The sequence below is a fragment of the Novosphingobium fluoreni genome (genome assembly GCF_014196615.1).
Lineage (GTDB): Bacteria > Pseudomonadota > Alphaproteobacteria > Sphingomonadales > Sphingomonadaceae > Novosphingobium > Novosphingobium fluoreni.
In genome coordinates, this window is record NZ_JACIDY010000001.1 from 40579 (window position 1) to 61280 (window position 20702).

Here is a 20702-nt window from a genome sequence, read left to right on the forward strand (position 1 = left end):
GTTGCGGGCCGCCAGGCTCGGCGGAACGGTTCGATAGGCGCAGGGGCGGCAAGGGGAAAGGAAAATCGGCCTGTCCTGCCGCTTTCATGCCCTTGCGCCGTGACTTCGCTCGACATGATCGGGCGGTTGTGCTGGGGGCATGCAGGCTTGCCAGCCACGAGGATCACGATGCGCCGAACCTGTCTTGTCGCCCTAGCTCTTTTGGCGCTGGCCGCCTGCGCTCCGCGCAAGCCGGACGCCGGGGGCGAGGGGCAGACGAGCGGCGCAAGCAAGGCCCCGCCCGCTTTCGCCATTTGCGCAGGCTGCCATTCGATCAGGCCAGGCGGCGGCGGTTCGGGACCCAGCCTGGCAGGCGTCTGGGGGCGCAAGGCGGGTACCTTGCCTGGCTACCCCTATAGCGAGGCGCTGGCGAAGTCCGGCATCGTGTGGGACGACAAATCGTTAGACCGCTGGCTGGCGGGACCGATCCAGATGGTGCCCGGCACCAAGATGGTCTTCGGCATTCCCGACCAAGGCGCGCGCAAGGACGTGGTCGATTATCTGAAGACGCTGAAATAGCAAAAGCAGCGACGCTCCCCCGAGGTGTGTCGGGGAGGGGAAGGCGCCGCTGCTCGCGGGGGGACTAGAAGAGCCGGATCAGACCTTCTGCCCAGGCTCGGCTTTCGGCGGACTTGCGGGAACCACGGCCTTGACCGGGGTGGGTGCGCTGCTGGTCGCCGTCTGGCACCCGTCGGAGGCGGCTTGCGTTACCTTGGGCTGCGCGCTGCTGCCGTCAGAGCTGTAGGACACCGTGCGCGTGCAACCGTTGGTGTCCGTACTGGACGAGAAGTAGCTGACTTGCGCGCCTTGCGGCAGCGTCCCGGTCATGGTGAAGCCGGGCTGGACGATGCCGCCACTCTGTTGCGCCAATGCCGCCTGCTGCAAGGCGATCTGCTGCGTCACGGCGGCGCGCTGCATCATCGCGTGCATCTGCGCGTCCATCATGGCCGAGATGCGCTCCATCTCGGCAAAAGGATCGGCCTTGCTGACCTGCTGCATCGGCGGCACGAACTGGACTTGCGGCGCGACATCGCCGGTATAGCGCACCTCCACCACTTGCCCGTCCGGCGTAGCGACGTTCATGGCGTGGATCTTTTGGGTGGCGGCTTGGGCGACGCCAGCCCCGAGCAGCGCGACGGCGGCTCCGGCGAAACAATACTTGGCAATCTTGCGCATCGGCGGATCACTCCTTCGACTCTTCGAATGCGAGACGGGGAAGCTGCGACCGCGAAGCTGAACGGCGGATGACGAAGGGGGCGCGATAGCCCGCTTGAAGGTTACCATGCTCCGTCGCCCCGGACTTGATCCGGGGCCCCGCTGTCTCGTGGGGTCACGGAAGAAAAGCGGGATCCCGGGTCAGGCCCGGGATGACGATGCCGTTGGTTGTAAGGAAGGTGGTCGCAAGGAAGGCTGTGCCAGGTCGCCTGCCCCATACGAAAAAGGGCGGCCCCGAAGGACCGCCCTTTCCTGTTCCAATCCGAAGGATCGGAAGAAGTCGATTACTTGACCTCGACGGTGCCGCCGGCTTCCTCGATCTTCTTCTTGATTTCCTCGGCCTCGGCCTTGTTCACGCCTTCCTTGATCGCCTTGGGGGCGCCCTCGACCAGAGCCTTGGCTTCGGCGAGACCCAGCGACGTGATGGCGCGGACTTCCTTGATGACCTGGATCTTCTTGCCGCCGTCACCGGTCAGGATGACGTCGAATTCGGTCTTCTCTTCAACCGCTTCGGCAGCAGCGCCACCGCCGGCAGGGCCAGCAACGGCAACGGCGGCAGCGGCGGAAACGCCCCATGCCTCTTCCAGAGCCTTGGCGAGGTCAGCGGCCTCGAGAACGGTCAGCTTCGAGAGTTCTTCAACGAGATTGGCGATATCGGCCATGGTATTTCACTCCTAATTGTGGACCCGGCGCCGAGCGGCGGCCGGGCAAATCGCTTGAAAACTTTGCCTGAGCTTGAAAGCTTAAGCGGCGTCCTTCTCGGCGTAGGCGTTGAAGACGCGCGCCAGCTTGGACGCCGGAGCGACCGTGAGCTGGGCGATCTTGGTCGCCGGTGCCTGGATGAGGCCGATAAGCGTGCCACGCATCTCGTCGAGCGAGGGCATCGAGGCGAGCGCCTTGATGCCGTCCGCGTTCAGAACATGCGTGCCCATCGAACCGCCGACGATCTCGATCTTGTCGGTCGTCTTGGCGAAGTCCACGACTGCCTTGGCGGCAGCGACGGGATCGACCGAAGTGGCAATCGCCGTCGGACCCGAAAACATCGTGTCGATGCCTTCATAGTCCGTGTTCTTGATGGCAAGCTGGGCAAGTTTGTTCTTCGCCACCTTGTAGGTCGCGCCCGCATCGCGGATCTTTAAGCGCAGGGCGGTGGACTGGGCCACCGACATGCCGAGATTGCGGGTGATGACCACCACGCCGACCTCGTTGAAGACCGCGTTGAGCGAAGCAACCGAATCGGCTTTCTGCGAACGATCCATGCCTTACTCCTTCACAATGGCCGCCGCGCTTGACGCGTGACGACCGGCTACGTTTTTCACTCACCGCGAATGCGGCAAGCTCTCCGTGGCCGCGGACGCGACCAGGAGAAGTTCCGTTCGATGGGGAAGGAGCCGTGCCGAAGCACGATGCGGCACCGCGCCAGGAGCGAAGGGCCGAAAGAATTCTCTGTCCCCGTCTAGGCTGGAAATTAAGGGGAAGCCCCCACCAACTGTCTCGGACGGCTGACACGGCCATGGCTTTCGCCGGACCGGTCAACGCGGGCCTTTGGCGAAAAAGCCTTTCAGAGTCAAGTCGCTCTAACGACTTGGTCATACCTGTGGCCGTATGGTCCGCCATCCGAATCCGCTATTGCGGCTATTCCGGGGGGTTTTGGGTGGACTTATCGACGCTGCATGTGACCGATGCATTGGTCAACCTTACGTGTGGCCTGATGTGCCTTTCGATCTGGAGCCACGACCGCCGCGATCAGTGTCTGGCGCTGTGGGGCGTCGGACTGCTGATCTACGGCGTCGTCGCCTCTGTGCTGCCCTTCGCACCGCCCACCTGGATCTGGAGCAGCGCCAGTTACTCCGCCCTCGAAGTGGGCATCCTGTTGTTCTGGGGCGGTTTCCGTTCGTTCGACGGCAAGCCCCCCTTCACCCGCCCGCTGCTGTTCCTGCCCTTCGCCCCGCTGTCCGTCTGTCTGTTGCTGGGCAGCCTGGGATGGGATTGGTCGGAGGCGGACCGCGCGGCCTTGCTGGCGCACTGCACCATCGCTGCGGCGCTGGCGACATATACGATACGTTCGCGCATGAGTTGGCGCTGCCCGCGCGCGATCTCGGCCTATTCGATGTATATCATCGCTGCCAGCGTCGCGATCCCGGCGCTGCTGCGCGGCACCTGGCTGACCCCGACCTCGGCCGAGATCATGATCGCCCTGGTCGATCACGTCATGACGATCGTGTTCACCTTGTCGGTCATCGCGATGGTGGGCGAGCGTGATTTCCAGAAGGCCGCCCACGCCGCGCGCGTCGATCCGCTGACCGGCGTGCTGAACCGCAAGGGTCTGGCAGAAGCGATGATCAGCCGCACCTCTCCGCAAACCTTGATGCTGGTGGACCTCGATCATTTCAAGGTGATCAACGATCAGTTCGGGCATGATTGCGGCGATGAAGTGCTGCGCGATTTCACCGGCCGCGCCAGCGCGACGATCGGCGGTGCCGCGCTGCTGGCGCGCCTGGGCGGCGAGGAGTTCCTGATCGTCTCGGAAGACAAGTGCATCGACGAGGCGGAGCGCCTGGCCGAAGCCGTGCGTCTGGCCGCCCGCCGCGAACCGGTGCGTGCGGGGCAGGCTTCGATTCCCTTCACCGTCAGCATCGGGGTCACCATGTGCAACAGCACCGACGATTTCCAACGCGCGGTAAAGCGGGCCGACGATGCGCTGTACCAGGCCAAGGCGAGTGGCCGGGACCGCGTGGTGACCTGCTGATCGGGTAGCATGGCCCGCATCATCGAATCAGAGAATCACTGGGCCGTTATGGCCGACTTTGCTTTTGTCGCGGCGATCTTCGTGTCCCACGTAGCCCAGGGAATCGTGCGACCGGGATAAGCGACGTTCCTGAACGGCCAGTCCTGGCGCACCCATTCCATCACCCAGGACTGCAGCCGCGCGTCGAACCCCGCGTCGTATTCCGCCTGGGTCACCCACATCCGCACCACCGCATCGTATCCGGGCACCGGGCTGGGAGAGACGTAGACGCAGCCCCTCTCTCGCTTGCCGTCCGGCGTCAGCACGGCGTAGGCGAAGGATTCGCTAGCAATGAAGCGGGCCTGTTCGGCCTTCATGTCCGCCATGGCCTCGGCTGCGGAGATGCCGGGATGCGGCCAGTTCTTGCTGCGCGTGAATGTGGCCTGCAAGTGCGGGATCGAAGACATGTAGGCGGCATGGTCGATCATCGCGAGATCAGGCCCGAGCGGGACAAGCTTGAAGCCCGGGCCGGTCGATCGCGTCGGTACCTTGAAGCTCGCCGGGACCAGTTCCGGCGATCGCGTGGCCGAAGACGGCAGCGGCGCAACCTCCTCGGCCCGCGCCACGCCGCTCGCCATCACCATGATCGAACCGACAAGGGCGGCAAGCTTGAAGATATGGCCAGTCATTGCAGCGCCTCGGTCGGGATCGATAGGGGGTGGCCGGTTGAACCCCGAAATGCGTGGCGAGCCTAGATACCCACGCGGGATGAGCGGCATAGAGCGCATCTATGGCCAAGCCGACGCGCTCGATGACGACGCGCCGGGTTCAACTGCCCTCCTGCGCTTCGTACCCCAGCAGGTCCCCCGGCTGGCAGCCGAGTTCGCGGCAGATCGCCTCCAGCGTGGAGAAGCGGATCGCCTTGGCCTTGCCGGTCTTCAGGATCGAGAGGTTGGCCAGCGTGATGCCGATCCGCTCAGCCAGCTCGGTCAAGGTCATGCGGCGTTCGTACAACAGATCGTCCAGCTTCACCACGATGCGGGTTCCTTCCGTGTCTTCGGTCTCGGTATCTGCTTTGGGCTTGGCCGCCATCACACGGTGCCTTCCAGTTCGGCGCGCATTTCCGCGCCCTTGCGGAACACCCGGGCCAGGATGAACAGGATCAGCATCAACAGCAGGCCATTGCCCGACACACCGCTGTCCACCTGGATCTCGCCTCGGATGTGCGGCGCATCTCCCGCCACGCGATCCAGCAGGGTGGCGATCCCGCCGATCAGCGCGGAGGCCAACTGCACGCCCAGGGTCAGCCATGCCATCTGCGTCAGGCGCGTGGCGTTGATCGGTACGAACGGATCGCCGGCCCCCACCGTGTCCACGATCCGCTTCAGCAGCTGAAATATGCGGAACAGGATCAGCACAAGCACGGTGGCGACGGCGAGCAGGCCGATGACGATGGGCACGAATTCGCGCGGGGAGAAGTGATGGGCTTCCTTCGCCAGCTCGATGGAAATCTCACTCTGGAAGATGAAGAGCAGCGGCACGGCGGCCACGCAAGCGGCGGCGGCCACCAGCATGCAGGCCATGAGGAACCACAGCAGCCCCTTGGCAACGGCGAGCAGCGGATCGCGGGTGATGGCGTTCATCGGTTTTCCCTCCAACTTCGCGGATTACATCAGGACCGGGGTGGTGGCGGCGGGCCGCACCACATGGTTCATCGGCGCAGCAGTCTGGCTCCACAGCATGGCGGCCAGGCCGAGTGCGAGGAATGGGGCGAAGGCGCGGGGTGTAGCGTGTGTCATTGTCTGTTCTCCGATACGGCTAATATCGATATTCAATAATGCCATTCCGCCGCATCGTCAAACGATAATATCGAAAAACGATATTCCCCTTATCGAAGATCGGTTGGCCACGTTTTGCCGTCGGCTTTCAACATAAAAAAAGGGCGGCTTCCGCGTGGGAAGCCGCCCGATTGCGTCAGGAAGGAAGGACCCGTTAGGCCGTGACGAGCGGCGACTTAACGGGGGCAGGCGTTGAGGGCTTGGCCGTCGACGACTGATAAGAGCGGAAATCGAACGGAGCCTCGCGATGGCCCTCCGCCTCCAGGCGCTGCAGGATCAGACGGGCGCGCTTGCGGCGGGCCTGGCGCGAGGTGAAGGGGTTTGCTTCATCCGGCGCCGCATCCACCATACGCTCCAGCATAGCCGCGCGCTCCTCTGCGTTCGCCGGCGCTCTGGTCATTGCCGAAGCGGCGGTCGGAGTGGCGAAAGTGCGGTTGGGTCGCGCAGTGACCACGGGGGCGGCGACATAGGCCGGAGTGGACTCCTCACGCGGGGCCTCAGCCCTTTCGGTGGCGACGAAGGCCGGTTCGGCAGCAACCTGCTCGTCCGTTTCCACGCGGCGGCGGCGCGAACGCGTAGCAGCGAACCCGGCAGCGCCGATGCCCAGCAAGCCCAGCAGGCCGGCGATCGCGACGCCGGGGATGCCGTCCTGCGCCGGGGTGGCGGGATCAGCCTGGGGTGCCGGGGCCGGCTCCACGGCACGCGTCGGCGTGTCGTTGAGGATGTTGGCGCTCGAAGCCTTTGCGGGGAGCGCAGGGGCGGTATCAGCCGCCGCCGCAGGCGCGGCAGCCGCCGCAACGGCAGGCGTGGCGGTGGAGGTGCGAGCGGTTTCACGCGCATCAGCCTGCGGGGTCGCCGAACGCGTGCTGCGTGCCGAACCAGCCGTCGCTGCCGGTTCCGACGAGGCGGCGGTGGTGTTGGTCGCCGCCGGAGCCGCAGCCGTGTCGGTCGCAGTCACCGGATCAACCGAGATCGCGGGGGCGCCGGTCGTGGCAGACGCTGTTGCCGGGGCCGGAACCGAGGCCGGTGCCGCCTGAATCGGCGACGCCATCGGCGTAGTTGCCGGCTGTGCAGGGGCCGAAGCGGCAGGCGGCGCAATATCAATGACCGGCGCGGCTTCCTGAGCCGAGGCGGAAGTGGAACCAAGCGCGAGAACAGCGGCAATCGCTGCAGTGGCGCTGAACGAACGAGTGAATGTCTGTGCCATGCCAAGCAGAATGCGCATTCTACTGATCGGTTACAGCATAAATATCAAAATACGGGATAGAATGACTTAAAACAGACGATGAGCTGAGTTGATAACCTACGCAAGTATGCTGTTTTCCGCGCAATCCATCCTAACTTTTGGCATTCAACTGACATTATATTCGCATTAATCTCAAGTTCATTTAAAAGAAAACAATTTTCTCCTCGCTTTTCTCGGGAAGATTTAAAACCCGTGATCAGCCATTCTATCGTAGCTGTAACGAAGAAGCCTCACGATCAACCTCAAAGCCATAAGGCCGGGCAGGATCATCCGATCGGTAGGCCACATAGCCCGCCCCCGCTGCCTCCCAGTCCGCCACCGTCATTGGGCCGTGCCGCGACAGCCACTGCCCGGCTTGCGGAAATTGCGTGAACCACTTGCGCCGCTCGGCCCGCCATCGCGCCAAGCCGGCGACATAGTCCTCCAACGCCAGATCGCGGCCCGCCCAGTCGACCCAGGTCACCGGGTTATCCTGCGCGTAGGCGTTGTTGTTGCCTTGTTGCGAGCGGCCGAACTCGTCCCCCGCCGTCAGCATCACGGTACCGGTGGACGCGAACAGCGTGCCCAGCAGGGCCCGCGCGGCTGCTTGCCGCCTTGCCAGCAGGGCGGGGTCATCGCTGGGCCCTTCGACGCCGTTGTTCCACGAGAAGTTCTCACCGTGGCCGTCCCGGTTGTCCTCGCCGTTGGCGTGGTTGTGCCGCTCGGCATAGGCGAGCATGTCGGCCAGGGTGAAACCATCGTGCGCGGCGAGGAAGTTTATCGAGCGGCAGTCTGCACCGAAGACATCCGATGATCCCGCCAGCCGCGTGGCCAGCGCGCCGATGCTGCCGTCGCCCCGCCAGAAGCGGCGTACATCGTCCCGGAAACGGTCGTTCCATTCCAGCCAGTGGGGCGGGAACGCTCCCAGTTGGTAACCTCCCGGCCCCACGTCCCACGGTTCGGCGATCAGGATGCGGTTGGCCAGCAGCGGATCGGCGGCGATCTGGGCGAAGATCGGCGCTTGCGGGGAAAAGCCGGGGCCGCGCGCCAGCACGGTGGCAAGGTCGAAGCGGAAGCCGTCCACCCCGCAAGCCGACACGAAGTGCCGCATGGCATCCAGCGTCAGCCGCCGGACCCACGGGTTCGCGAAGTCCAACGTGTTGCCGGTGCCGGCATCGTTGATCAGCGCGCCGTCGGGGCCCTTGGCATAAGCCGCGTCATCCAGCCCGCGCAGGGACAGGACGCCGCCCTGCGTATCGCTTTCACCGGTGTGGTTGAACACCAGGTCGAGGATCACGGCGATCCCTTCGGCGTGCAACGCCGCCACCGTTTCGCGCAGTTCCTCCACGCCGCCGGGGCACAAGCCCGGGTCCAGCGCCATCAGCGCCACCGGATTGTAGCCCCAGGCGTTGCACAGGCCGAGCGGCGGCAAGTGCCGCTCATCGATCCAGGCGACGATCGGCATCAGTTCCACCGCCGTGACATGCAGCTTCCTGAGGTGCGCCAGCACCGCAGGCTGCGCCAAGGCCGCCACCGTGCCACGCTGCGCCTCGGGCACATCAGGGTGAAGCATGGTGAACCCGCGCACGTTGATTTCATAGACGAGGCCGCCACGGATGTCGGGCGGGGCGGTGTCGACCGGGCGATGCGGCCCAGGCACGATTCCCTTGGGGACGATACCCGCCGTGTCCGCGCCATACTGCGCCAGCGACGGGTGCTGCACGAAGCGGCGGTCCAGTTCCTGTGCGTAAGGATCCACCAGCAGCTTCGCCGGATCGAACCAGAGACCATGCTCCGGCACCCACTCACCGGCCGCGCGCAAACCGTAGCGGCTGCCGGTCAGGTCAACCGGCAGTTCCAGCCGCCATACCTCGCCATCGCGGCGCATCGCGTGGCGCGTTTCCGCTCCGCCCCCATTCTCATCGGCGAACAGGCACAGCCACACTTGCGACGCGAGCGGACTGCGCACGGCGAAGTGGGTCTCGCCTGCCTCCACCCATGCGCCGAGGCGGTCGCTCACCGGCTGAGCGAGCGGTACAACTCGACGTAAGCCTGCCCGCTGGCGTTCCACGAAAAGTCCGCCGCCATGCCATTGCGCTGCAGCCGAACCCATTCCTCCGGGCGACCATAGAGCGTTGCAGTGCGCGATAGCGCGGCGACGAGGCTTTCGTAAGAGACCGCCCCGTGCTGCACGCCGGTCGCCACTCCGGCAGCGAGAGCGGCGGGGTTCGCGTCGATCACCGTGTCCGCCAGGCCCCCCGTGCGCGCCACCACCGGCACGCAACCGTAAGCGAGGCCATAAAGCTGCGTCAGCCCGCAAGGCTCGAACCGCGAGGGCACCAGGATCGCATCGCCGCCCGCCTGCATCCGGTGGGATAGCCCCTCGTCATAGCCGATCTTCACCGCGACCCGACCCGGATGGCGCGCCGCCGCTTCATGAAAGCGCGCCTCCATATCGGCATCGCCCGAACCCAGCAGCGCCAGCCGCCCGCCCAGGCCAACGAGATGGTCGATCGCCTCCAGCAGCACGTCTACGCCCTTCTGCCAGGTCAGCCGCGTGATCACGACGAACAGCGGGCCGCCCGCACGCGGCCCCTTGCCCGGCTCCAGCCCGAATTCGGCCTCCAGCGCGCGCTTGTTCGCCACTTTGCGCGACAGGGTGCGCGCGGTGTAGTTCTTGGCAATCAGTGGATCGCTTTCCGGGTTCCAGGTGGCGGCGTCGATCCCATTGAGAATGCCGGAAAGATCGCGACTGCGTGCGACCATCAGGCCCTGCAAACCCATGCCGAACTCTTCCGTGCGAATTTCCTGCGCGTAGGTCGGGCTGACCGTTGTGATCGCGCTGGCGGTGACGAGGCCCGCCTTCAACATGCTGATGCCGCCGTGATATTCCACGCCGTCGACCGACCACGCCTCACGCGGCAGGCCCAGCCGGGGGAATATCTCCGCACCCTGCCAGCCCTGGAAGGCGATGTTGTGGATCGTCATCACCGAAGGAACCAGCGGCGCTTCGGGAGGCATGCCCCAGTGGAGGTAGGCAGGGGCCATCGCCGCCTGCCAGTCATGCGCGTGCAGCACATCGAACTGGCGCCGCTTGCCGCGCACCACCATCGCACCGGCGGCGAGATCGGCGGCGGCGCGGCCCAGCGCGGCGAAGCGCAGCCAGTTATCGCTCCAGTCCCGCCCGGCCGGGTCGAGATAGGGGCTGCCATCGCGCACGAACAAGCTGGGCGCATCCAGCACCACCAGCGGGGAATCGCCCAGCATTCCGCCCAGCAGTCGCGCCGGTTCGCCCAGCAAGCTATCCCAGGTGTGGACCACGCGCTTGCGGCCTAGCCTTGCCAGCACTTGCGGATAGCCGGGCAGCAGCGTCGTCACCTCCACGCCATGCGGCGCGACGGCGGCAGGCAGCGCACCTGCGACATCGGCGAGCCCACCCGTCTTCACGAGCGGCACCGCCTCGGACGTGACCGAAAGGACTCTCAATGGCATGGACAGCGGCCTGGGCAGCGGCATCGTCAGGTGGTCAACCGTTCGATCATCGGCTTGGTGATCAGGCACACGCCGTTCGCGCTGCGGCGAAAGCGGCGCGCGTCCAGTTCGGGATCTTCGCCCACAACCAAACCTTCGGGAATGCGCACGCCGGAATCGATGATCACCCGGCTGAGCTGCGCGCCCCGCCCAATATTGCTGTAGGGCAGGATCACACCTTCCCTGACGCTGGAAAAGCTGCCCATCTTCACCCCGGTCATCAACAGCGAGCGCTGCGCGGTTGCGCCCGAGACGATGCAGTCGTTGGAGACCAGCGAGCAGATCGCGCTGCCGCGCCGCCCTTCCTCGTCATGGACGAACTTGGCCGGGGCGGCGACCACGGCGTCGGACCAGATCGGCCAGTCGCGGTCATAGAGATCGAGCTGGGGCACGGTGTCCGTCAGGTCGAGGTTGGCATCGAAGTAGGCATCGACGGTGCCGACATCGCGCCAATATTCCTCCAGCTCGTCCGCCGCGCGGATGCAGCTGTCGGTGAAGCGATGCGCCTGCGCCTTGCCGTTGCGCACCAGCCAAGGGATGATGTCGCCACCGAAATCGCGCTTGGATTCCGGGTCTGCCGCGTCGCGGCGCAGCTGATCGAACAGCAGCTGCGTGTCGAACACGTAGATGCCCATGGAGGCCAAAGCCATATCCGGCTGGCCGGGGATGCCGGGGGGATCGGCGGGCTTCTCCACGAAATCCGTGATGCGGTCCGTCTCGTCCACGTGCATCACGCCGAAGGCCACGGCATCCATGCGCGGCACCACCAGGCACCCCACGGTGACATCGGCGCCGGAATCGACGTGCTGGCGCAGCATCAGTTCGTAATCCATCTTGTAGATGTGATCGCCCGCCAGGATGACCATGTACTTGGGCGCATGTGCGGCGATAATGTCGATGTTCTGATACACCGCGTCCGCCGTGCCTTCGTACCACTGCGTCTCGGAGACGCGCTGGCTGGCGGGCAGGATATCGAAGCTTTCGTTACGCTCGGGCCGCATGAAGTTCCATGCGCGCTGCATGTGGCGGATCAGCGAATGCGCCTTGTACTGCGTGGCGACGCCGATGCGCCGAATGCCGGAATTGATCGCGTTCGACAGGGCAAAATCGATGATGCGCGCCTTGCCGCCGAAATAGACCGCGGGCTTGGCGCGGTTGTCGGTCAGCTCATGCAGGCGGCTGCCGCGACCGCCGGCCAGCACATAGGCCATGGCATCACGGGCGAGCGGCTGACCAGATGATCGGCTGCGCAAGGGTAAGGTCATCGGCGGCACTCTCCTGCGAATTCGTATGTTGGTTCCTCCCCGGGACGGGAAGGTGGCGCGCGCGCAGCGCGGGACGGAGGGGACGGGGCGCTTCCGGATAAGCCAGGAACCGCTCAGAGGCATCGGCCCCTCCACCACCAGCTGCGCCGGCGGTCCCCCTTCCCGTTTTAGGGAGGGAAGGAGTCGGCAATTCAACCGGCATATTCGAACATCACCGTAGCGAGCGGCGGCAAGGTGACTTCGGCAAAGCCGCCCTTTGCTTCCACGCGGCCCAGGTTGCCGGTGCCGGATCCGCCGTAATACGGCGAATCGCTGTTCAACACTTCGCGCCAGAAGCCGTCGTGCGGCAGGGGCAGGCGGTATTTGCTGCAGGCCCTGGGCGTCATGTTGCTGACCACGGCGATCGGCGCGCCCGGCGCGGCTTTGCGCAGCCAGGCGAAAACCGAGTTTTCCGTATCGTCCGCGATAAGCCACTCGAACCCCTCGGGCTCGCAATCACGGCCATGCAGCGCGGGCTTTTCGCGATAAAGGCGGTTGAGATCGCGCACCAGGTTGCGCACGCCTTCATGGGCGGGGGCGGCACGCAGGTCCCAATCAAGCGCACGATCCTCGCTCCATTCGCGGCGCTGGGCAAACTCCTGCCCCATGAACAGCAGCTTCTTACCCGGATACCCCCACATGAACGCGTAATAGGCGCGAAGGTTCGCGAATTTTTGCCAGTCGTCACCGGCCATCTTGTTGAGAAGCGAGCCTTTTCCGTGAACCACCTCATCATGGCTCAGCGGCAGGACGTAATTCTCGCCAAAGGCGTAGACCAGGCCGAAGGTGATATCGTCATGGTGGTAGCGGCGATGCACCGGGTCACGCCCCATGTACCGCAACGTGTCGTTCATGAAGCCCATGTTCCACTTGAACCCGAAGCCCAGGCTCTCACGCGGGCCGTCCTCGTGCGCGGGGCTGGTGACGCCCGGCCAGGCCGTCGACTCCTCGGCGATGGTGACGAAACCGGGATGCGTGCCATAGACCGCGCGGTTGAGGGCGCGCAGGAAGTCCACCGCCTCCCAGTTCTCGCGCCCACCCTCGGTATTGGGAATCCATTCGCCCGCCTTGCGCGAATAGTCGCGATACAGCATCGAGGCGACGGCATCCACGCGCAGTCCATCGACATGATAGCGCTCGGCCCAGAACAGCGCATTGTTGACCAGGATGCTGGACACTTCCTGCCGGCCGAAATTGTAGATCAGCGTGTTCCAGTCCGGGTGGAAGCCCAGGCGCGGGTCTTCGTGTTCATACAGCGCGGTGCCGTCGAACCGGACGAGGCCATGCTTGTCGGTCGGGAAATGCGCGGGCACCCAGTCCACCAGCACGCCCAGCCCCGCCCGGTGTGCGCCATCGACGAAGCGCGCGAAGCCCGCCGGCTCGCCAAAGCGCGCGGACGGCGCGAACAGCCCGGTCGTCTGATAGCCCCATGACGGATCGTAGGGATGCTCGGCGATGGGCATGAATTCGATATGGGTGAACCCCATGTCCACCACATAGGGGATCAGTTGCTCAGCCATCTCGTCCCAGGTGAGGAACCAGTTGAACCGATCGCGCTGCCACGACCCGGCGTGCACTTCGTAGATCGAGATCGGCACCCGCCGGTGATCGACCGAAGCCCAGTGATCGCGATGCGCCTCATCGCCCCAGGTGACGCCGCCCGGCCCGGTCTTGGCGGCGACGGCGGTGATCGAGGCGGTGCTGGGCCGCACTTCGCTGCCGAAAGCGAAAGGGTCGGCCTTCAGCGGCTGCACCACGCCATCGGGCCCGACGACATGGAATTTGTACGCCCGGTATTCCCCGATATCGGGAATGAAGATTTCCCACACGCCGATGTCCTGGCGGTGGCGCATGGGATAGCGCGTGGGATCCCAATCGTTGAAATCGCCCACCAGGCTGACCAGCCGGGCATTGGGCGCCCACACCGCGAAATGCACGCCTTGCGTGCCTTCATGTTCGATCAGGTGCGCGCCCAGCTTGTCGAACAAGCGAAAGTGGGTGCCTTGCGCGAACAGCAGGTCGTCCACCGGGCCCAGCACCGGCCCGAAGCTGTAAGGATCGGTGACCAGCCAGTCCGCGCCTCCGGCCGAGCAGCGGTAACGGATCGGTTCGCGCTTTCCCAAGAAGCGCCCTTCAAACAGACCGCGATCATCCTTGCGCTCCATCGGGCCCAGGAAAACGCCGTCCAGCGTGAACGCCTCCGCCTCGTGCGCTCCGGGAAGGATGGCACGCAGCTGGGTGCCGCCAGGACCTTCGTGAACGCCTAGAAGAGAGAAGGGATCGCCATGCGTCCCGTCGAGCAGCGCATCGAGGGCGCTTTGCGGCGGCTTCACGTCAAGTTCCAGATATCTTTCGCATATTCGGCGATGGTTCGATCTGATGAGAACCAACCGACGTTGGCGATGTTCCGCAGCGCCATCGCGCGCCACCGGGCCTGATCGTTCCAACAGGCGTCCACGGCGCGCTGGCCCTGCGCATAAGCGTCGAAGTCGGCCGCGACCATGAACCAGTCGTGGTCCGTGATGCCGGCCATCAGATCGCGGTAGCGGTTGGGATCGTCGGGAGAAAACACCCCGGTTGCGATGGCGGAGATCGCCTGGCCCAATTCGCGCGATCCTTCGATCACGGCGCGCGGATCGTAGCCACCGCTGCGCTTTTGGGCCACTTCCTCCGCGGTCAGGCCGAAGATGAAGATGTTGTCATCGCCCACACGGTCCTTGATCTCGATATTGGCGCCATCGAGCGTGCCGATCGTCAGCGCCCCGTTCAGCGCGAACTTCATGTTGCCCGTGCCAGACGCTTCCATGCCCGCGGTGGAGATCTGTTCGGACAAGTCGGCGGCGGGGATGATCCGCTCCGCCAGGCTGACATTGTAATTGGGCACGAACACCACCTTCAGCAGCCCGCCCACCGACGGGTCGGCATTGATACGTCTGGCGATGTCGTTGGTCAGTTTTATGATCAGCTTGGCGTTGTGATAGCTGGGCGCGGCCTTCCCGCCGAAAATCTTGACGCGCGGCACCCAGTCCCGCTCCGGATGGCTGCGGATCTGGTCATAGAGCGCCACCGTCTCCACCAAGTTGAGCAACTGGCGCTTGTATTCATGGATGCGCTTGATCTGCACGTCGAACAGGGCGTCAGGGTCCAGCCGCAGGCCCATCGTGTGGCGGATATGATCGGCCAGCGCCACTTTGTTGGCGTGCTTCACCGCTGCCAGCTTCTCACCCAGCGCGGCGTCTCCCGCCATGGCGTTGAGGTCTGCCAGCCTGGTCGTATCGTCCAGGAAAGCCGGCCCGATCGCCTCGGTGATGAGGCCGGTCAGCCCCGGATTGCATTGCTGCAGCCAGCGGCGCGGGGTGACGCCGTTGGTCTTGTTGTTGATCCGCGTGGGGTAGAGCTTGTGCAGATCGGCAAAGACCGTCTGCTTCATCAGCTCGGTATGCAGCGCGGCCACGCCGTTCACCGAATGGCCGCCGGTGAACGCCAGGTTCGCCATGCGCACGCGCCGCTCGCCGTTCTCGTCGATCAGCGAGATCGCCGCGATCGCCGCATCGTCCAGCCCGGCCTTGCGCGCCTCGCGCAGGACGCGGCTGTTGATGGCGTAGACGATCTGCATGTGGCGCGGCAGCAGCCGTTCGAACAGCGGCAGCGGCCAACTCTCCAGCGCTTCGGGCAGCAGGGTGTGATTGGTATAGCTGACGGTCGCCTGCGTGATCGCCCAGGCCTCGTTGAATTCCAGCCCGTGGCTGTCGACCAACAGGCGCATCAGCTCTGCCACGGCCACGGCGGGATGGGTGTCGTTCAGCTGGATCGCCGCCTTGTCGGGCAGAGTGCGGATATCGCCTTCGTACTGCACGTGGCGGCGCACGATGTCCTGCACCGATGCGGCGGAGAAGAAGTACTCCTGCCGCAGCCGCAGTTCCTGCCCAGCCTGATGCGCGTCCGCCGGATAGAGCACGCGCACCAGCGAATCCGCGCGCACCTGATCGGCCAGCGCGCCGGCGTGATCGCCCGCATTGAAAGCGTCCAGCTTCAGCGGATCGAGCGCGTTCGCATCCCATAACCGCAGGGTGTTCACCCGCTTGCCGCGCCAGCCGACCACCGGGGTATCGACCGCGGTGGCCTCCACCTCCTCAGCCGGATGCCAGATCACCGCGTCGCCATCGGCCACCACTTCGCCGCCGAAGCCGATGCGATAGCTGCTTTCCAGCCGCTCGAACTCCCACGGGTTGCCGTGCGCAAGCCAGGTCTCGGGCAATTCCACTTGCCAGCCATCGTCGATCCGCTGGCGGAACATGCCGTTGATGTAGCGGATGCCATAGCCGTAGGCGGGGATGTCCAGCGTCGCCAGGCTTTCCATGAAGCAGGCCGCCAGCCGCCCCAGGCCGCCGTTGCCCAGCGCCGCATCGGGCTCCAGCTCCTCCAGCGTCGCCAGGTCCAGCCCGTGCGCGGCCAGCGCCTGCTGGGTCTGTTCGGTCACACCCATGTTGGACAGCGCATCACGCAGCAGCCGCCCGATCAGAAATTCCATCGAGAGGTAATAGACCCGCTTGCCACCTTGCTGGTACGTGCGGCGGGTGGAATCGATCCACCGGTCGATCACCTCGTCGCGGATGGCCAGGATCGCGGCCTTGTACCAGTCATGCAGCTTCGCCGCCCGCTCGTCCTTGCCGACGCGGTGGCGCAGCACGTCGACGATCAGCGCGTCGGTCTTCTGGATGGCGGAGTTGAGATCGGGCACGGGCGAACATCCTTCCGTGATGGCCCGCCAAAGGCCAAAGGCCGGCGAACCCGGGTTGCACGCCCGTCAGGCGGCGATGGCCACCTGCATCCTCTCATCCGTATTTTTGCGTTGCCCTATCGCTATTCGGCAAGCCTGCACCCGGCAAGCGCGATCATGCGCGACTATCCAAAAAACTCACGCGCAGAACCTTCCGCTACCAATCGGCGCGAGAGCTGATGAGCGTGTCTACCAGATTGCGAAAGAACTCGGCGGCCTCTTCGTGCGTAGCGCGCTGGCCGTTTAACATCTGCCAGTTGTAGAACCCGCGCAGGGCATAAAGATACATCGCCGCCGGCTTTCGCGGATCGCGGCAGGCGATCCCCTCACGCGTGGCGCAGTGCATGATATATTCCGAGATCGCCTCCACGCCTTCGTCCATCCTGAGCGCGACGGCCTTATACAGTTCGGGAAAGTGCGGACCTTCCGCGAAGATCAGCCGCTCGAACTCTTTCCAGTTCACCTCGGCACCGATCTTGTGCAACTGCAGGCCGAACGCGATGAGGCCTTCCTCAAGTCCCATGTCCCGACTGCTGACCAGCGCGGCGGCGATTTCCTCCACACCTTGATGCGCATCCTGTACCGTCGCCAGGAAAAGCTCCACCTTGGTGGCATAGCGCGCATAAAGCGTCGTCTTCGAAACGCCGGCGGACTTGACGATCATCGACATCGACGTGCGTTCGTAGCCGTGCTGGAAAAACTGCTCCTTCGCGGCGCGCAGAATTTCGCGATCAATTTCTTCCGCTGTGGCGATGCTTGGCCGACCGCGCGTACGCGGACGCCGCTCTCCGCCCTCAGAGGGCTGCATCATTTCCAATCTCCCACCCGCTTGCGACCCGGAGCCACCGGTTCGCGGCTCCAACTTAAGTTAAGGAACCAAATATAACGAAAGCGAAGACTTAGATAGCATGTAAGAAAAGGACCGCATCGCACATTTGGTGCCAAAACGAACCATCAATATAGTCTTAACCAACCACTCGCGCCGTAAAAGCTACCAGTTGTTGAGGGTTTTTCGTTTTGTGATACGTATTTAACCCTGTTTCACGCAGCGCCGATCAATTCCCGGCCGATCAGCATCCGGCGAATCTCGTTGGTGCCCGCTCCGATATCGAGCAGCTTGGCATCGCGCAGGTAGCGTTCCACCGGCCAGTCCTTGGTATAGCCCGCCCCGCCCAGCGCCTGCACCGCCTCCCCTGCCACGCGGAAGGCGCCTTCGCTGGCATAGAGAATCGCGCCCGCCGCATCGAAGCGCGTGGTCTGCCCGGCATCGCACGCCCGCGCCACGGCATAGACGTAGGCCCGCGCCGATTGCAGCGCCACGTACATGTCCGCCACCTTGGCCTGCATCAGCTGGAACGTGCCGATCGCCTGGCCGAACTGCCGCCGCTCGCGCACATAAGGGATCACGGTATCCAGACAGGCCTGCATGATGCCCAGCTGCAATCCGGCCAGCACCACGCGTTCATAGTCCAGCCCGCTCATCAGCACGCGCACTCCGCCGTGCAGCGGGCCCATCACTTGTTCTTCGGGCACGAAGCAATCGTCGAACACCAGCTCGCACGTGGGGGAGCCGCGCATCCCCATCTTGTCGATCTTCTGCCCGATCGAGAAACCGGCGAAGTCCTTCTCGATCAGGAAAGCGGTGATGCCCTTCGAACCCTCTCCGGTCTTGGCGTAGACCACCAGGGTATCGGCGAAGGTGCCGTTGGTGATCCAGAACTTGGTGCCGTTCAGGCGATAGCCGCCGTCCACCGCCTCGGCGCGCAGCTTCATGCCCACCACGTCCGAGCCCGCGCCCGCTTCCGACATTGCCAGGCTGCCCACATGCTCGCCGCTGATCAGCTGTGGCAGGTACTTCGCCTTCTGGGCATCCGTGCCCCAGCGGCGGATCTGGTTGACGCACAAGTTGGAGTGCGCGCCGTACGACAGGCCGACGGAGGCCGAAGCGCGGCTGACTTCCTCCACCGCGATCACGTGCTCCAGATAGCCCAGGCCGATGCCGCCCCATTCTTCCTCCACGGTGATGCCGTGCAGGCCCAGCGCCCCCATCTCAGGCCACAGGTCGCGCGGGAACCAGTCCTGCGCGTCCACCTTGGCGGCCAGCGGCGCGATCCGCTCGTCGGCAAAGCGGGCCACGGTTTCGCGGATCATGTCTGCGCTTTCGCCCAGAGCGAAATCGAATTCGGGTGTGGAACGTGTCATCGTGCAGACCTACCGCAGGCGCGGACTTGCCGCAAAGCCCCGCGCCTGCCTGTCAGCCTTATTTCCAGTCGACACGGTAGAGATCGAACCGCCGATCGCGCAGGTTCTGCACCGCGCCCGATTGCCGTGCGGTCAGCAGGGCGTCCAGGCTGAGGTCGGCGATGGCGATCGTCTCGGTATTGACGGCGGTTTCCGCCGCCACGCCATCCCGCGCGAAGGGGAAGTCCGACGGGGTCAGGATCGCGCTTTCGGCATAGTGGATATCCATGTTCTCCACATTGGGCAGATTGCCCACCACGCCCGATGTCACGACATAGCACTGGTTTTCCACCGCCCGCGCCTGGCAGCAGTAGCGCACGCGCAGATAGCCGCGCCGCTCGTCGGTGCAGAACGGCACGAACAGCAGCAAGGCCCCCTGGTTGACGAGGTGGCGGGCCAGTTCGGGAAACTCGCTGTCATAGCAGACCATCACGCCGATCGGCCCGCAGTCAGTGGGGATCACGCTGGCGCCGTAGCCGCCGCGAATGTTCCACCAGCGCCGCTCCGACGGGGTGGGGTGCAGCTTCTCCTGCTTGTGCGTGCTGCCATCGCGCAGGAAGATGTAGCTGACGTTGCGGATCTCGTCCTTGCCCACGCGCGTGGGGTGCGATCCGCCGATGATGTTGATGTTATAGCTTACCGCCATGCGCTCCATGAATTCGGTGAAGCGGTCGGTATATTCCGAAATCCAGCGGATCGCGTCCACCGGCTCCAGCTTGGTTTCCGCCATGGACAGCAGTTCCAGCGTGAAAAGCTCGGGGAACACCACGAAGTCCGCCTCGTAATCGGCCGCCACGTCGATCCAGTATTCCACCTGATCCTCGAACTGGTCGATCGTGTCGATCTTGCGCATCTGGAACTGCACGGTGGCGACGCGCACACTGGAGGGTAGCCATTCCTGGAAGCCGGGTACGGTCTTGCCCGTCTCCTGCGGGGCGATCGGGTTGGTCCAGAACATCAGAACGGCATTGCCGCCGCTCTCACGGTCGTTGGGTAGATAGCCGGGCAGGATGCCGCGCGGCTCGTAGCCCTCGCTCATCTGGAACTCGATCACCTGATCGCGCACCTTCTTGGCCTTCACCGCCTCCACATAGTCGAACGGGTCGGGATAGCTGCGGCGGCGGCGGGAATAGCCCGGCATCCGTCCGGCAAAGGCGATGCCCTTCAGCTCAAAGTCCTGGCACAGCTCGCGCCGCTTGCGATAGAGCCGCTGGCCGATGCGCAACCGGCGGAATTCGGGATCGACGCAGATCTCGAAGCCGTACAGCACATCGCCGTTGGGCGCGGGCGGGCGGCCATAGCCACCGGCGCTGATTTCCTCCCAGGTATGCGGCTTGAATGCCAGATCGGAGGAGATGATCATCGTGGCGCAGTGGCCCACCACCTTGCCCTGATACTCGGCGACGAACTGGCCATCGGGGAAGTTGTTGATCTGCCCGCGAATTTCAGCGCGTGTGAAGGCCTCGGTGGGTCCGTAGACCTTGGCGGACAACCGCGTGATCGCGGGGGCGTCCGTCAACAGTGCCGGGCGGATGACGAGCTTGGCTTTGGGATTGGTCATGGGGTGCTAATATGCGCCACATTGGTGACGGTTCCAGGGGTGGTGCGTGGTTTGATGCATTCGCCGGGCGTTGCATGGCCCGGTTTCCCTGGATTTCGATCGCCCTGAACGGAGCAGGCGGGGAGCGCAACCGGGGCGCACCCTCATCTTGAGGCCGCTTGCCCCACCGACGCCTCTGCCGGATTGACAACATGAACCAAATAGGTTATACGCCGCAGCCATCGGAGAAATCCGATACGG

18 protein-coding genes are annotated in these 20702 nt (G+C 64.6%); 2 read left to right on the top strand and 16 right to left on the bottom strand.

From position 1 onward, the window contains the following. Nucleotides 1-168 precede the first annotated feature (168 nt). Entirely contained in the window at nt 169-558 is a 390-nt protein-coding gene (locus tag GGR39_RS00165; RefSeq protein ID WP_183615379.1) for a c-type cytochrome, read from the top strand. A 78-nt stretch (nt 559-636) separates the two neighbouring features. Here the strand turns inward: GGR39_RS00165 and GGR39_RS00170 are convergent, their stop codons facing one another. The 3 genes from GGR39_RS00170 to rplJ form a co-directional block, all read right to left on the bottom strand. Then, on the bottom strand, nt 637-1215 hold the full coding sequence (locus GGR39_RS00170; RefSeq protein WP_183615380.1) for a hypothetical protein: 579 nt from the start codon (nt 1213-1215) through the stop codon (nt 637-639). Between the two features lie 323 nt (nt 1216-1538). Continuing rightward, nucleotides 1539-1916 (bottom strand): 50S ribosomal protein L7/L12, encoded by a 378-nt coding sequence (gene rplL / locus GGR39_RS00175; RefSeq protein ID WP_058735041.1) that lies wholly within the window; start codon nt 1914-1916, stop codon nt 1539-1541. An 81-nt stretch (nt 1917-1997) separates the two neighbouring features. After that, nucleotides 1998-2513, bottom strand: a complete 516-nt coding sequence (gene rplJ, locus GGR39_RS00180) for a 50S ribosomal protein L10 (RefSeq protein WP_058735040.1) — start codon at nt 2511-2513, stop codon at nt 1998-2000. Between the two features lie 416 nt (nt 2514-2929). On the opposite strand from rplJ, the gene GGR39_RS17440 reads away from it, so the two are divergent. Further along, nucleotides 2930-4003, top strand: coding sequence for a diguanylate cyclase (locus GGR39_RS17440; RefSeq protein WP_183615381.1), 1074 nt, complete (start codon nt 2930-2932; stop codon nt 4001-4003). Nucleotides 4004-4038: 35 nt separating this feature from the next. Here GGR39_RS17440 and GGR39_RS00190 read toward each other — a convergent pair whose 3' ends face one another. The 13 genes from GGR39_RS00190 to GGR39_RS00245 form a co-directional block, all read right to left on the bottom strand. Then, the gene (locus tag GGR39_RS00190) at nt 4039-4671 is read right to left on the bottom strand and encodes an Ntn hydrolase family protein (protein ID WP_183615382.1); all 633 of its coding nucleotides are present in this window, start codon (nt 4669-4671) and stop codon (nt 4039-4041) included. 139 nt (nt 4672-4810) lie between these two features. Further along, nucleotides 4811-5074, bottom strand: a complete 264-nt coding sequence (locus GGR39_RS00195) for a helix-turn-helix domain-containing protein (protein ID WP_058735038.1) — start codon at nt 5072-5074, stop codon at nt 4811-4813. After that, nucleotides 5074-5625, bottom strand: a complete 552-nt coding sequence (locus tag GGR39_RS00200; RefSeq protein ID WP_183615383.1) for a DUF2975 domain-containing protein — start codon at nt 5623-5625, stop codon at nt 5074-5076. Before GGR39_RS00200 ends, GGR39_RS00195 begins: the two co-directional genes overlap by 1 nt. A gap of 24 nt (nt 5626-5649) precedes the next feature. Continuing rightward, entirely contained in the window at nt 5650-5781 is a 132-nt protein-coding gene (locus tag GGR39_RS17360) for a hypothetical protein (protein WP_281374408.1), read from the bottom strand. 193 nt (nt 5782-5974) lie between these two features. Then, complete coding sequence (locus GGR39_RS00205; protein ID WP_183615384.1) at nt 5975-7045, bottom strand: hypothetical protein; 1071 nt, start codon at nt 7043-7045, stop codon at nt 5975-5977. A 226-nt stretch (nt 7046-7271) separates the two neighbouring features. Beyond that, a complete protein-coding gene (glgX, locus tag GGR39_RS00210; RefSeq protein ID WP_343055738.1) occupies nt 7272-9065 on the bottom strand; it encodes a glycogen debranching protein GlgX in 1794 nt (597 codons plus the stop codon). Next, on the bottom strand, nt 9062-10537 hold the full coding sequence (gene glgA / locus GGR39_RS00215) for a glycogen synthase GlgA (RefSeq protein WP_183615386.1): 1476 nt from the start codon (nt 10535-10537) through the stop codon (nt 9062-9064). The genes glgX and glgA overlap by 4 nt, the downstream gene beginning before the upstream one ends. A gap of 26 nt (nt 10538-10563) precedes the next feature. Further along, nucleotides 10564-11841 (bottom strand): glucose-1-phosphate adenylyltransferase, encoded by a 1278-nt coding sequence (glgC, locus tag GGR39_RS00220; RefSeq protein WP_183615387.1) that lies wholly within the window; start codon nt 11839-11841, stop codon nt 10564-10566. A 191-nt stretch (nt 11842-12032) separates the two neighbouring features. After that, the gene (gene glgB / locus GGR39_RS00225) at nt 12033-14213 is read right to left on the bottom strand and encodes a 1,4-alpha-glucan branching protein GlgB (protein ID WP_183615388.1); all 2181 of its coding nucleotides are present in this window, start codon (nt 14211-14213) and stop codon (nt 12033-12035) included. Continuing rightward, the gene (locus GGR39_RS00230) at nt 14210-16621 is read right to left on the bottom strand and encodes a glycogen/starch/alpha-glucan family phosphorylase (protein ID WP_183615389.1); all 2412 of its coding nucleotides are present in this window, start codon (nt 16619-16621) and stop codon (nt 14210-14212) included. Before GGR39_RS00230 ends, glgB begins: the two co-directional genes overlap by 4 nt. Before the next feature lie 196 nt (nt 16622-16817). After that, nucleotides 16818-17471, bottom strand: a complete 654-nt coding sequence (locus tag GGR39_RS00235) for a TetR/AcrR family transcriptional regulator (protein WP_183615390.1) — start codon at nt 17469-17471, stop codon at nt 16818-16820. A gap of 230 nt (nt 17472-17701) precedes the next feature. Continuing rightward, nucleotides 17702-18862 carry an isovaleryl-CoA dehydrogenase gene (locus GGR39_RS00240; RefSeq protein WP_183615391.1) on the bottom strand — a complete coding sequence of 387 codons (1161 nt, stop codon included), beginning with the start codon at nt 18860-18862 and terminating at the stop codon, nt 17702-17704. A 58-nt stretch (nt 18863-18920) separates the two neighbouring features. Further along, a complete protein-coding gene (locus GGR39_RS00245; protein WP_183615392.1) occupies nt 18921-20462 on the bottom strand; it encodes a bifunctional GNAT family N-acetyltransferase/carbon-nitrogen hydrolase family protein in 1542 nt (513 codons plus the stop codon). Nucleotides 20463-20702 lie beyond the last annotated feature (240 nt).